This window comes from Pseudarthrobacter phenanthrenivorans, from assembly GCF_000813845.1.
GTDB classification, from domain to species: Bacteria; Actinomycetota; Actinomycetes; order Actinomycetales; family Micrococcaceae; genus Arthrobacter; species Arthrobacter phenanthrenivorans_B.
Window position 1 is genome coordinate 200,191 of record NZ_JWTB01000005.1, and the last position, 12,244, is coordinate 212,434.

The window sequence follows — 12,244 nt, forward strand, 5'->3', positions numbered from 1 at the left end:
TCGCGAGGAAATCCATGCAGCATCGAACCCTTGGCCACAGCGGCACCGTCGTCACCAATTACGCGCTGGGCACCATGACCTTCGGCGCAGAAGCGACCGAGGAAACCTCCCACGCCATCCTGGACAGCTACTTCGAAGCAGGCGGCAACTTCATTGACACCGCGGACGTCTACAGCAGCGGGGTGTCCGAGGAAATCATTGGCCGCTGGCTGGCCGCGCGGCCCGCGCTCAGGGACACCGCGGTGATCGCCACCAAGGGGCGCTTCCCCATGGGAACGGCGCCGAACGACGTCGGAACCTCCCGCCGGCACCTGACCCGGGCCCTGGATGATTCCCTCCGCCGCCTGGGCGTGGAACAGATCGACCTATACCAGATGCATGCGTGGGATCCGGTCACGCCGCTGGAGGAAACCCTGCGCTTCCTTCAGGACGCCGTGTCGCGGGGCAAGATCGCCTACTACGGCTTTTCCAACTTCCTGGGCTGGCAGCTCACCAAGGCCGTCCACGTGGCGCGGAGCCACGGCTGGAACCCGCCGGTCAGCCTTCAGCCCCAGTACAGCCTGCTGGTCCGCGAGATCGAATTCGAAATCGTTCCTGCGGCCCTCGACGCCGGGATCGGCCTGCTGCCGTGGTCGCCCCTGGGCGGCGGCTGGTTGTCCGGCAAGTACAAGCGGGACCAGCAGCCGTCCGGAGCCACGCGGCTGGGGGAGAATCCCGAACGCGGCATGGAGGCCTGGAAGGCGCGCAATGACAACCCGCGCACGTGGGACGTGGTCGACGCTGTCGAGGACATCGCGGGAGCCCATGGCGTGAGCCCGTCCCAGGTTGCCTTGGCCTGGCTGGCGGACCGTCCGGCCGTCACCTCCGTGATCCTTGGCGCGAGGACCACTGATCAGCTCGCCGACAACCTCGCCGCCGCTGACCTGCAGCTCAGCGCCGAGGACGTTGACCGGCTCACCCTGGCCAGCCGGCCCCAGGCCGGGGTGTACCCCTACGGACCCATGGCGCAGGAGCAGCGCAGCCGCAAGATGGAGGGCGGCCGGTAGCTCCACCGGCACAGGCGGACGCAGGGCCACTAATCGGCGTGCCGCAACACGTCCGGCAGCTCGTCCACGTAGACCGTCTGGGGCGGGTCGAAGTAGATCACCAGCACCTCGGAGCCCACGGGAAAGACGCTGGTCTTGTCGAACGGGTGGGCGTGGAAGGCCATGATGCCGCCAAGATAGGGCAGCATGACTTCGCCGATGGTGCCCGGCCCGATCCGCCCGGTCACCCGGCCGATCCTGCCCGTCAGGCTCCGGTCAACGTCTTTTCGCATTGGCCTGCCTTTAGGGGGTGGGAGCCTTCGGGGGCCGTTTGGTGTCCTCACCCTTGCGCAGCGCGGACGCGAGGGCCGGCAGGTAATCGCCGGCCTGGGCCAGGATGCCGCCCAGCATTTTGTTGACGCCTTCGCCGCCGTTCAGCACCGTCATGTTGCCCACGTGCGAGAACGGCTCCGCTGCTGCGGCGATGATGGCGGGCATGTTCTCCGCAAGCTGCTGAGAGATGACGGCGTCCTGGTTCGTGCCCAGTGCCTCCGCCCGGGCTTTGATGCCGTCCGCCTCCGCCAGTGCCTTGGCCTTGATCGCGGATGCAGCGGCGTCGCCTTTCGCCCTGGTGGCGGCGGCCTCGGCCTCGCCCGTGACCTTCGTTGCACCGGCGGCGGCAGCCGCGGCCGTCGCATTTGCCTGGGCCTGCAGTTCGGTGCGGCGTGCGTTCGCCTGCGCCTCGAGTTCGGTGCGGCGGGCCAGCGCTTCGGCGGCGCTGATGTCAGCAGCCTTCTGGCCTTCAGCGTCCGTTCGCTTCGCGTAAGCCTTCGCGTCTGCGGGCTTGCGGATGCTCGTCTGCAGCTTCTGCTCTTCCCGGTCCGCCTCGAGCTTGGCCACTTCGGTTTCCTGCACCACCACCTGTTGCCGCGCGGTCGCCTCGGCCAGCGGCCCGGCCTGGGCGGCGTTCGCCCTGGCGCGCTCCGCATTGGCCTGCGCCACCGACTGCCGGATCGCCGAGACGCTTTGGGCGTCCGCAATCAGCGCCGCCGCTTCCGCCTCCTTCTCCGCCGCTTCCCGGTTCCGCGTGGCTTCCGCTATCCGGGCTTCCATCTTCACCTGGGCAATGTGCGGCTTTGCGATGTTCTGGATGTATCCGGTGGGGTCCTGCAGGTCCTTGATCTGCAGTGAATCCACCACCAGTCCCAGCTTTTCCATTTCCACCCCGCTGGCGCTGCGGACCTGGGAACCGAGCTTGTCCCGTTCCCGGATGATCTCCTCCACGGTCATGCTGCCGATGATGGACCGGAGGTGGCCCTCGAAGACGTTGTACACCTGGCTTTCCATCTTGGGCTGCTGGCCCAGGAAGCGCCGGGCCGCGTTGGCAATGAACGGCGGTGCATCACCGATCTTGTAGATCACCACGCCTTCAACAATCACCTGGATGCCCTGGGACGTCACGCAGGAAACCTTCAGTTCGGTTTCATTCAGTGTCAGCGACAGTGTCCGTACCGTCTGGAGACCTGGCAGGACCAGGGCGCCCTTGCCGGTGACGATCTTGAAATCCATTCCTGCCCGCGTTTCGAGGGTTCCCCGCGTCAGGCCCGAAATGATCAGGGCTTCATTGGGTTCAGCCACTTTCCACATCAGCTTGGTTGCCACCCAGATAAACCCGATGGCAACCAGCACGCCCAGGATAATGGCAATAAGTGGATAGAACGGTGCGAAGTCCGGCATGACCAGGTCCTTTCAATGCCGTGAAACAGGCATCACGGTAAAGCCCCAATAAATGCAGCCGTCCATGCACCAGGCCATCAAAGTACCGTCAATTCCGCCGCGCCCGGCCAGCTGTTGTAGACAGTCTGATCGGGCCCCGGCCAAGAGTCCAGAGCCCGGTTGATATTTGCCTGCAGCAACCAAGACAGGCGTCCGACGGCCGCCCCGGCTGCGGGCCCGCCGGGCCCTCCCGCGGACCGTTGACACAGGCAACCGACCCTCGCACCATGAAAGGAGGATCCGCACTGCGGGTCCAGGGCCTGGCTTCACAATCCATGTCGCTATTTCGAAGCCAAGCCGGGCGTTCTACTGCATCAGACCAATGGAGTGATGATGAGTATTCAAGAAGTGACCCGGGAACAGGCCGTACGGCGGGCCACCGTGGCCAGCGTGGTGGGAACGACCATTGAGTGGTATGACTTTTTCCTTTATGGCACTGCCGCTGCATTGGTGTTTCCGCAATTGTTCTTCCCGGGGCAGGTAGCCTTTGCCGGCGTACTGGCGGCATTCGGCACGCAATTTGTCGGCTTTGTTGCCCGGCCCATCGGTGCAGCCATTTTTGGCCATTTCGGCGACCGGATCGGCCGCAAGACAACGCTTATGGCCACGCTCTTCCTCATGGCTTTCGGTACGGTACTGATCGGCTGCCTTCCCACCTACCAGAGCATCGGCGTGGCCGCCCCGGTCCTGCTGGTCCTGCTCCGTATCATCCAGGGGATCGGCGTCGGCGGTGAGTGGGGCGGCTCCGTCCTGCTGAGCATGGAATGGGGCAACCAGGACCGCCGTGGGCTGTCGGCGTCCTGGCCACAGATCGGGGTGCCGCTGGGACTTGTCCTGTCTACCGGCGTCGTCCGGATCACCACCGCTTCAACCGGAACGGACGGCTTCCTGGCATACGGCTGGCGGATCCCGTTCATCCTGAGCATCATCCTGATCGGAGTGGGCCTCTTCGTCCGGCTGCGCGTCATTGAAAGCCCGGAGTTTGATGCAGTCCGCAAGTCCAACAAGGTGGTGCGGGCCCCGATCATCGAGGTGATCAGGCGCCAGCCCAGGGAAATCCTTCTTTCCGCCCTGGTGCGGACCTCCGAGCAGGCTCCGTTTTACCTGTTCATTACCTTCGTCATTACCTATGCCACCAAGCAGCTGAAACTGGACAGCAACTCGATTCTTGACGACACCCTCATTGCAGCGGCCCTGGGGCTGGTCAGCGTTCCCTTGTTCGGGCGCCTTTCAGACCGGTTTGGCCGGCGCCGCGTCTACGGGACCGGCATCGTGCTGACGGCACTCTTCGCGTTCCCGTACTTTGGGCTGTTGAACACCCGTGACGCCTTGTGGGTGGGTGTCGCCATCGTGGTGAGCCTGGTCCTGCACGATATCCAGTACGGGCCGCAGGCCGCGCTGATTGCCGAGAGCTTTGACACGGACATCCGGTATACGGGTGCCGGGCTCGGCTACCAGCTGGCGAGCGTGGTTGCCGGTGGCCCTGCGCCCCTGATTGCCGCGGCCCTGCTGGCCAGCTACGGGAATTCGACCTCGATCTCGCTCTACATCATCCTTTGCTGCGTTATCGCGATGCTGGCGCTGATCTTCCTGCCCCGGGCCAAGGGAGCCTTGGCAAGGGACGCAGCCACCACGGTAAGGCCGGCCAGGCCGGGAATCCCGTAGCGTCGTCAATTCCCGGAGTGTCCCTCCACCACTGTGACGTCCAGGGGCATCCGGTTCCGCCGGCGGAGGCGGCCGCGCAGGACGTTGCGCAGTCCGTGCGTCACCAGCCTCCGCCTGGTCAGGAACCGGTATTCCGGTGCATCGCCGGTGACCAGCCCAACGATCGGCCGGGCTGCTTCGCGTGCATTCTGGCCCCACAGCCCCACCACCACCTGCAGGGCCCCGAGCTGCTGCTCGTACCCGGCCTGTGATGACACCCGGCCCAGGAGATTTGTTTCCACCAGCCCGGGGTTCATGCCGTGCACCCGTACGCCGGTCCCCTTGGTTTCCAGGCGCAGGGTTTCGGTGAACTGCCGCACCCACCGCTTGCTCGAGGCATAGGCGTTCTGCAGGGCTACGGGTCCCTGGTCTCCCTGGCCGTAGAGGTTCACCAGGTCGCCGTGGCCCTGGGCAAGGAAGACCGGCAAAGCGACCCTCGCCCCGTGGAACGTGCCAAGGATGTTGGTGCGCACCACGCGGGTGAAGTCGTCCACGGGCGTGGACGCCGTCGGTCCGAACACCCCTGACGTCCCGGCGTTGTTCACCCAGATGTCCAGCGTTCCGCGGGCGAGGGCCTCGTCCCGGACCGCTTCCACGTCGGCCAGTACGCCGGTATCGCAGCGCCGTCCTGACGCCGTGATGCCCTCGGCCCGCAAGCGTTCGACGGCGGCAGCAACGGCGTCGGCCGATCGTGCCGCCAGCACCACGGCGGCACCGTGCAGGCCCAGCTCCCTCGCCATCGCAAACCCCAGCCCGCGGCTTGAGCCGGTGACCACCGCCACCCGGCCCCGAAGCTGGTCGTGCCGGGCTGCCGGCGTCCGGGAACGCATTCCTCAGTGATACGCGCCGGCGGGGAGGAGGGCAAGTGCGTGGCCTCCTATCTTTTGCGGGTGCCGGACCGGGCCTTGAGCGCGGCTGCAAGGTAGGGGGCGGTGCGGCTGGTGCGGGAACGCGCGACGGCGGCCGGGTTGCCGGCGGCGACAATCCGGCCGCCGGCGTCCCCACCGTCCGGGCCCAGGTCCATCACCCAGTCCGCCCCGGCCACCACGTCCATGGCGTGCTCCACCACGATCACTGTGTTGCCGGCGTCCACGAGGCGGTTCAGCTGCGCCACCAGGAGCTGGACGTCGGCCGGGTGCAGTCCCGTGGTGGGCTCGTCCAGCAGGTACAGGGTGTGGCCGCGCCTGGCCCGCTGCAGCTCCGTGGCCAGCTTGATCCGCTGCGCCTCGCCGCCGGACAGCTCGGTGGCAGGCTGGCCCAGCCGGAGGTAGCCCAGGCCCACGTCCTGGAGGGTGCGGAGGGAACGCGCAGCGGCGGGGATTCCGGCAAGGAAGCCGGCCGCGGCGTTGACTGTCATGCCAAGGACCTCGGCGATATTCCTGCCCTGGTAGGTGACCTCCAGGGTTTCGGGGTTGTAGCGCGAGCCGTTGCATTCCGGGCACGGACCGTAGCTGCCGGGCAGGAAGAGCAGTTCCACGGCGACGAAGCCCTCGCCCTGGCATGTGTCGCAGCGTCCACCGGCCACGTTGAAGGAAAACCGCCCGGGCCCGAAGCCCCGGCTTTTCGCCGCGTCCGTGGCGGCGAACTCCTTCCGGACGGCGTCGAACAATCCTGTGTAGGTGGCCAGGTTGGAGCGGGGCGTGCGTCCGATCGGCTTCTGGTCCACCGTGACGGTCCGGTCGATCCCCTCCAGCCCGGACACCTGCCCCACGCGGCCCGGGCCGCCGTCGCCGTCGCTCCTGCCCGGTTCGCCGGACCCTCCCGCGCTGTCCTCCGCGGCCCGCCGGGCACCGGCGGCATCGGCCAGTACTTTGCTGACCAGCGTGGACTTGCCCGAGCCTGAAACGCCGGTAACGGCTGTCAGGACGCCGAGCGGGAAGGCGGCGTCCAGGTTGTTCAGGTTATGGCGGGTGATCCCGTGCAGGGCCAGCCACCCGGCAGCTTCCCGCGGCCCGTCGTTGCCGGTGCCGCCGTCAGCGCTGAGTCCTGCGTGGCCGCCAGGGAACAGGAACGGCCGGGTCACGGACCCTTCCACCTCGTCCAGGCCCCGCACCGGGCCGCTGTAGAGCACCTGGCCGCCATCTTCCCCGGCGCGGGGACCGACGTCCACCAGCCAGTCGGCGCGGCGCACCACATCCATGTTGTGCTCCACCACGAATACGGAATTCCCCGATGCCTTCAGCTGGTCGAGGACCGCCAGGAGCGGTTCGGCGTCTGCGGGGTGCAGGCCCGCCGACGGCTCATCCAGCACGTAGATCACGCCGAAGAGCCCGGAGCGGAGCTGGGTGGCTATCCGGAGCCGCTGCATTTCGCCCGGGGAGAGTGTTGGCGTGGCCCGGTTGAGGGCCAGGTAGCCGAGGCCGAGCTCCAGCAGGACGGTGATGCGCTGCAGGAGGTCCCGGGTGATGGCCACCGCCACTTCGTTCGACTCGGATGACTGTTTCCGTGATGCGGTGCCCGGTGTGGCCAGCAGGGTGGTGGGGCGGATGATCCCAGCCAGGTCGGTCAGGGGCAGGGCGTTGAGCCCGGCGATCGTGTGCCCGGCGAACGTCACCGCGAGGGCGTCGGGCCTGAGCCCTGTTCCGCCGCACCGCGGGCACGGCCCGGTGTCCATGAACCGCAGCACCTTTTCCCGCATGGCAGGGCTGCCGGAGCCGAGCAGTGTGTGCATCACATAGCTCCTGGCACTCCAGAACCGGCCCTTGTATGGCTTGGCCACGCGGTCGCGCTGCGGCGTCACCTCCACTACGGGTTGCTCCTCCGTGAAGAGGATCCAGTCGCGGTCTTTCCGCGGCAGCTGCCGCCAGGGGATGTCCACGTCGTACCCCAGGTGCGTCAGGATGTCCCGCAGGTTCTTGCCCTGCCAGGCGCCGGGCCACGCAGCAATCGCGCCTTCGCGGATGCTCACTGACGGATCCGGAACCAGCGACGCTTCCGTGACAGTGTGGGCGGTGCCCAGGCCGTGGCATTCCGGGCAGGCGCCGGCCGCAGTGTTGGGGGAGAAGGCATCGGAGTCCAGCGGCGGAGCCCCGGCGGGGTAGCTGCCGGCGCGGGAAAAGAGCATCCGCACCGAATTGGAGAGCGTGGTGACCGTTCCTACAGTTGAGCGGGTGCTGGCCGTGCCGCGGCGCTGTTGAAGTGCGACGGCGGGCGGCAGCCCCGTGATCTGTTCCACCTTGGGGTTGTGGCCCTGTTGGATGAGCCTGCGGGCGTAGGGTGCGACGGATTCGAGGAAGCGGCGCTGCGCCTCGGCGTAGATGGTGCCGAAGGCAAGGGACGACTTGCCGGAGCCGGAGACCCCGGTGAAGGCCACGATTGCGTCGCGCGGTACGTTCACGCTGACGTGCTTGAGGTTGTTTTCGCGGGCGCCACGCACCCGGACGAAGCCGCCTTCGCCGTGGCCGCCGGCCTCTGCGGGCAGGCCCGGCATCTGCAGGTTCAGGGCGGTCAGGTCGTCAAGGTTCTGTTCGGCATGCACCGCTTCGACTCTAGCCGCCATCCGGCTGTGGCCCGAACTCCAGGGATCTGTCGGGACGGGGCGGACGGATTTACACTGAATCATCCCGCAGGGACGGCAGGCAGCAGGTGCCACCCGGCGGGACCAACGATCAACTACATAGGTGGAAGGGCCGGCCATGGGCAACGCGTCGCAGGGAGCGAACAGGGCAGTATCCGAGGCCGCGTCGGCGAGCCGCAGCCCGGCCGTCCGTATCCTGGCCCGGGCCGGCTTTGTCTTCATCGGCCTGGTCCATATCCTGATCGGCGTCATCGCCCTGCAGTTGGACAGGGGCCAGGGCGGGGAAGCCGACCAATCCGGGGCCATCGGAACCCTGGCCTCCAAGCCCGGCGGCGGCATCCTGTTGTGGGTCGGGGCGGTGGCCTGCGCCGCGCTTGCCCTGTGGATGCTCAGCGAGACGTTCTTTGGGGCCCGTGCCGAAACCGATTCCAAGAAGAAGCTGAAGGCGGCCGCCAGTGCCGCCGGCAAAGCGGTGGTCTTCGGGTTCCTGGCCTTCACCTTTGCGGTCTTTGCCTCCGGCGGCAGCAAGAACTCCAGCCAGTCGGCCAGTGATTTCACGGCAAAGCTCATGGGAGCCCCCGCGGGGGTGGTCCTCCTGATCGCCATAGGCCTGGCAATCATCGGCGCCGGGGTGTTTTACGCCTATCGCGGTGTGTCACGGAAGTTCATGAAGGACCTGCAGGACCCAGGCAGTGCCCGCACGGCCGTCGAGTGGCTCGGCGTCGTCGGGTACACGGCCAAGGGCGTGGTCCTCGCCGTCGTGGGAGTCCTGATCATCGTGGCGGCCGCAACGGCCGACCCCTCCAAATCCTCCGGCCTGGACGGCGGCCTGAAGACGCTTGGTGCACAGCCCTATGGCGTCTTCCTCCTGGCGGCCATTGCCGCCGGGCTCATCTGCTACGGCGTGTACTCAATGGCGCGGGCCCGGTACGGAAAGTTCTAGGTACGGCCCCCGCTGGGCTTTATCCCTGCTTCCCTGGTGGTCGGTTCCCTGATCCTCGGTCTCCCGATCCTCGCGGCGCGGTCCCTTCCTGAACGTCCAGGTCCGCCAGTGCGTCGGCCAGCGGCTTATGCAGTGCAGGACCGTGGCCGGGAAGGATGACGGATGCCTCCATGCCCGCCAGGTTCCGCAGTGCGGCAAACGCCCCGGCCGGATCGCTGTGGTACATGGCGTGCAGCATTTGCGGACCGGACTCCGGGCTGATCGGGTGTCCGGTGACAAACGAGTCGCCCACGGCGATGGCACCTGCGGCGGGGAAGAAGAGTGCCGCGTTGCCGGGCGTGTGGCCCGGCAGGCTGATGGCAACCGGGTGGCCGGGGAGGGCGCGGAGGGTTGCCGTGTCCCATGCCTCGGCCCGCGTTGCGGGCTTCGCCGACAGCGCCCCCGCCTGGATGACGTGGACCATCCAGCTCAACACGCGGGGGCGCCACGCCCGGCAGAGGACCTGGCCAAAAGTCACCTGGTGTTTTTCCTGCCCCCGGACATGGGCCAGTTCTTCGGGCGCGCACAGGACCGGGGTTCCATACGATTCCGAGAAGAAGGCCGCAGAGCCGGTATGGTCCACATGGCCGTGCGTAAGCAGCAGCGCAGCGGCGGCCGCCGGTTCCAGGCCCACCCAGCGGAGCGACGCCAGGACGTGTTCGCGGTCCCCGGGGTAACCGCTGTCGACCAGGATGAAGTCCGATCCGGCCCGGACCACGATCCAGTTGGAGGCCGGCCCCTCGACGAAGTAGACACCGGGTGCCGGTTCGGAGACGTTGGTTTCGGGGTTCCAGCCGATGGTTTGCCGCTGCACCCGTCAAGGGTAGCCCGCCGCGAACCGGACCTCCCGGACCTTTGGCCCCCGAGAGCGTCCCTGGAGCGGAAATTCCTGTGCAGTCGCTGTGGATCCTTTGATCCTGGCCGCCCAAGCCATAAAGTATTTCCACCATTGCCTACGATGGGACAGGGACAAAGGACAGATTGGCGGCCGCCGGCCGCCGCGGGACCTTCGATGATTCCAGGCAGGAGGCGGCACCATGCAACACAGTGTGCTGCTGCACAGGCATCCCGGCCGGCTTGTGGCCGCGGGTGCCGTTGGCCTCGCGCTCGCCGTCACGTCGGGAAGCACCGCCCAGGCCCCGCCACTTGCCGCTGCCGCGCCGCCGGTCCGCGTCGTGGTGGTGGGGGACTCGCTCAGCACCGGCCACGGCACCTCACCGCAGCAGGCGTGGCCGGCTTTGATCCGGAAGGACCCGCTGGGCGCCGGCCTGGAGGTCGTCAACGCCGCCCAGAACGGCAGCGGTTACCTCAGCCCCGGTGATTTCGACGGCACGTTCGGCACCGAAGTAGAAGACTTCGTCACCCCGGACACCGGCATCGTTGTGTTCTTCGGCTCTGAAAACGACCTTGGCTATGCGCCTTCGGACGTGGGCGAGGCCGCCCTGGCGGCGATGGACCGTGCGGAGGCCCTGGCGCCCGAAGCGAAGATCATCGTGGTGGGGCCGCCGTCGTACTCTGCAGACCCTGACCCCGCGCTCGTGGACATCAGCGGCCAGCTCAGGTCCGCGGCCCGGGAGGCGGGCGGTGAGTTCGTGGACCCCATCGCCGAGGGCTGGATCAGCGATGACTTCGACGACCTGATCGGCCCCGACGGCGACCACCCCACGGTGCTGGGACAGCACTACCTGCTGGAGCACATCGGGGCCTACCTGGAACAGGTGGCTCCGGCGGCAGCCGCCGCCAAGGGGCACCCGGAAGCGCAATGAAGCCGCTGCCCCAAGCCAGATAACTCAGGCCAGATAACTCAGGCCAGATTCCTCAGACGAGCGGCCACGGGTAGCGCATCCCGGTCCGGTCGACGGGAAGGGTCTTGTCCTCCAGTATGTGCTGGACCCTGCGGCGCAGGGACGCCGCTTCGGCAGGGTCGAGCAGCGCGGCCACGTCCAGCGGAACCTCGACGGCGAGCGGGCTGATGTCCTCAAGGAGGGGCTCCGGAACGGGATCGCCGGCGAAGTCCCAGATCACGGTGCGCAGCTTGAAGGGGGCGGAGAAGCAAAGTCCATGGTCGATGCCCCAGATATGCCCGTCGGCGCCGCGCAGGACGTGGCCGCTTTTGCGGTCGGTGTTGTTCGCCACGTAGTCAAACAGGGCTATCCGGGCCAGTGCCGCGTGGGTTTCCGGAGCATCCGCGTAGAGGGTGAAGTAATGCTCCTGCTGGTCGCCCTCGATGAACCACTGCAGCGATCCGATGCCCAGGGGTGCGTCCGTCCGGACCACCGTGGGCGGCACAATGCCCCACCCGAGTGCTTCACTGAGGAGGTACGCGGCGCGCTCCCGGCGGTACAGGCCGGCGTCGAAATCCGCCAGTGGCCGTTCCCCTGCCTCCGGCTTGTACACCGCCCAGGCTGAATCGTCGCCGCGCGTCACTTCGGCGAGGAAGGTGGCATTGCTGCCGGTCACGATGCGCCCCAGCAACTCGACGCGGCCCTCAGTGAGGAGGGTCAGTTCGCGGCCGGACACCGCGCGCCCCCGGCGGCTGAGCGCCTCGTCCATCCGTCCGGCACCGGCAGGTAAGGCGTCATGCCGGCCTCAGCCCGCTCAACGGGTCCGCCGTCGAGTTCACCGTCAGCACGGCGGGCGCCTGGCCATCGGCGTAGGAGATCGCAGAGACCGACGCCGGGCTGATGAAGATCCGCTGGAAGAGGTCAAGGTGGGTGCCCAGGGCGTGGGCAACGGCCGCTTTGATGGGGTCGGCGTGCGAGAAGCAGACCACCACCCCGCCCCGGTGGGCGGCGCGGAGGTCCTCCAGCGTGCTGACCATCCTGGCCTGCATTCCGGAGAACGATTCGCCGTTGGGAAACCGGAAGACCGACGGGTTGTGCTGCACTGTCTGCCACTCCGGCAGGCTGCCGAGGCCGGAGAGCTCAGCTCCGGTCCAGTCGCCGAAGTCGCATTCAAGGAGCCCGGCTTCTTCCGTGACCGCCACTCCGGAGCGGGCGGAGGCCGGCTCCGCGGTCTCCCTGGCGCGTTCCAGCGGCGAGGAGTAGATGGCGTCCACCGGAAGGCCGGAAAGGCGGCCGGCAACGGCGTCGGCCTGCGCGCGTCCGCGCTCGGACAGATGCAGCCCGGGGGCCCGGCCAGGCAGGACCTTTCCCGTAGTGGGGGTCTCACCGTGACGCACCAGGAGGATCAGCGTGTTCTGTGTCATCGGGTCTAAGCGTAGCCGCGAGGGGGCCCCGC

Annotated in this window: 11 protein-coding genes; 4 read left to right on the top strand and 7 right to left on the bottom strand. The window is 67.6% G+C overall.

Annotated elements, in window-relative coordinates:
* The first annotated feature begins 14 nt into the window (after positions 1 to 14).
* Positions 15 to 1,046 (top strand): aldo/keto reductase, encoded by a 1,032-nt coding sequence (locus tag RM50_RS02800; protein ID WP_043449670.1) that lies wholly within the window; start codon positions 15 to 17, stop codon positions 1,044 to 1,046.
* A 29-nt stretch (positions 1,047 to 1,075) separates the two neighbouring features.
* On the opposite strand, the gene RM50_RS02805 is transcribed toward RM50_RS02800, so the two are convergent.
* Together RM50_RS02805 and RM50_RS02810 are read right to left on the bottom strand one after the other, a co-directional pair.
* Positions 1,076 to 1,318, bottom strand: coding sequence for a hypothetical protein (locus RM50_RS02805; RefSeq protein WP_082006948.1), 243 nt, complete (start codon positions 1,316 to 1,318; stop codon positions 1,076 to 1,078).
* 10 nt (positions 1,319 to 1,328) lie between these two features.
* The gene (locus tag RM50_RS02810) at positions 1,329 to 2,762 is read right to left on the bottom strand and encodes a flotillin family protein (protein WP_043449672.1); all 1,434 of its coding nucleotides are present in this window, start codon (positions 2,760 to 2,762) and stop codon (positions 1,329 to 1,331) included.
* A gap of 372 nt (positions 2,763 to 3,134) precedes the next feature.
* Here RM50_RS02810 and RM50_RS02815 point away from each other — a divergent pair, with 372 nt between their 5' ends.
* Positions 3,135 to 4,466: an MFS transporter gene (locus RM50_RS02815; RefSeq protein ID WP_205622215.1), complete on the top strand. Its 1,332-nt coding sequence runs from the start codon at positions 3,135 to 3,137 to the stop codon at positions 4,464 to 4,466.
* A gap of 5 nt (positions 4,467 to 4,471) precedes the next feature.
* On the opposite strand, the gene RM50_RS02820 is transcribed toward RM50_RS02815, so the two are convergent.
* Positions 4,472 to 5,335, bottom strand: a complete 864-nt coding sequence (locus tag RM50_RS02820; RefSeq protein ID WP_043449676.1) for an SDR family NAD(P)-dependent oxidoreductase — start codon at positions 5,333 to 5,335, stop codon at positions 4,472 to 4,474.
* 47 nt (positions 5,336 to 5,382) lie between these two features.
* Positions 5,383 to 7,935 (bottom strand): excinuclease ABC subunit UvrA, encoded by a 2,553-nt coding sequence (locus RM50_RS02825; RefSeq protein WP_052259925.1) that lies wholly within the window; start codon positions 7,933 to 7,935, stop codon positions 5,383 to 5,385.
* 205 nt (positions 7,936 to 8,140) lie between these two features.
* Here RM50_RS02825 and RM50_RS02830 point away from each other — a divergent pair, with 205 nt between their 5' ends.
* Positions 8,141 to 8,965, top strand: a complete 825-nt coding sequence (locus tag RM50_RS02830) for a DUF1206 domain-containing protein (RefSeq protein WP_043449679.1) — start codon at positions 8,141 to 8,143, stop codon at positions 8,963 to 8,965.
* Positions 8,966 to 8,984: 19 nt separating this feature from the next.
* Here the strand turns inward: RM50_RS02830 and RM50_RS02835 are convergent, their stop codons facing one another.
* Positions 8,985 to 9,818, bottom strand: coding sequence for an MBL fold metallo-hydrolase (locus tag RM50_RS02835; RefSeq protein ID WP_082006949.1), 834 nt, complete (start codon positions 9,816 to 9,818; stop codon positions 8,985 to 8,987).
* Between the two features lie 223 nt (positions 9,819 to 10,041).
* Here RM50_RS02835 and RM50_RS02840 point away from each other — a divergent pair, with 223 nt between their 5' ends.
* Positions 10,042 to 10,770, top strand: coding sequence for an SGNH/GDSL hydrolase family protein (locus RM50_RS02840; protein WP_043449681.1), 729 nt, complete (start codon positions 10,042 to 10,044; stop codon positions 10,768 to 10,770).
* Between the two features lie 52 nt (positions 10,771 to 10,822).
* Here RM50_RS02840 and RM50_RS02845 read toward each other — a convergent pair whose 3' ends face one another.
* Both RM50_RS02845 and RM50_RS02850 read right to left on the bottom strand, forming a co-directional pair.
* Entirely contained in the window at positions 10,823 to 11,557 is a 735-nt protein-coding gene (locus RM50_RS02845; protein ID WP_052259919.1) for an SCO1664 family protein, read from the bottom strand.
* A gap of 25 nt (positions 11,558 to 11,582) precedes the next feature.
* Entirely contained in the window at positions 11,583 to 12,212 is a 630-nt protein-coding gene (locus RM50_RS02850) for an MSMEG_4193 family putative phosphomutase (RefSeq protein ID WP_043449682.1), read from the bottom strand.
* Between the last annotated feature and the right edge of the window lie 32 nt (positions 12,213 to 12,244).

What these genes read in the sequence shown, in the direction of transcription:
- RM50_RS02800 (WP_043449670.1), top strand. Translation starts at nt 15, where the DNA reads ATGCAGCATCGAACCCTTGGCCACAGCGGCACCGTCGTCACCAATTAC.
- RM50_RS02845 (WP_052259919.1), bottom strand. Translation starts at nt 11,557, where the DNA reads ATGGACGAGGCGCTCAGCCGCCGGGGGCGCGCGGTGTCCGGCCGCGAA.
- RM50_RS02805 (WP_082006948.1), bottom strand. Translation starts at nt 1,318, where the DNA reads ATGCGAAAAGACGTTGACCGGAGCCTGACGGGCAGGATCGGCCGGGTG.
- RM50_RS02815 (WP_205622215.1), top strand. Translation starts at nt 3,135, where the DNA reads ATGAGTATTCAAGAAGTGACCCGGGAACAGGCCGTACGGCGGGCCACC.
- RM50_RS02825 (WP_052259925.1), bottom strand. Translation starts at nt 7,935, where the DNA reads ATGCCGGGCCTGCCCGCAGAGGCCGGCGGCCACGGCGAAGGCGGCTTC.
- RM50_RS02810 (WP_043449672.1), bottom strand. Translation starts at nt 2,762, where the DNA reads ATGCCGGACTTCGCACCGTTCTATCCACTTATTGCCATTATCCTGGGC.
- RM50_RS02840 (WP_043449681.1), top strand. Translation starts at nt 10,042, where the DNA reads ATGCAACACAGTGTGCTGCTGCACAGGCATCCCGGCCGGCTTGTGGCC.
- RM50_RS02850 (WP_043449682.1), bottom strand. Translation starts at nt 12,212, where the DNA reads ATGACACAGAACACGCTGATCCTCCTGGTGCGTCACGGTGAGACCCCC.
- RM50_RS02820 (WP_043449676.1), bottom strand. Translation starts at nt 5,335, where the DNA reads ATGCGTTCCCGGACGCCGGCAGCCCGGCACGACCAGCTTCGGGGCCGG.
- RM50_RS02830 (WP_043449679.1), top strand. Translation starts at nt 8,141, where the DNA reads ATGGGCAACGCGTCGCAGGGAGCGAACAGGGCAGTATCCGAGGCCGCG.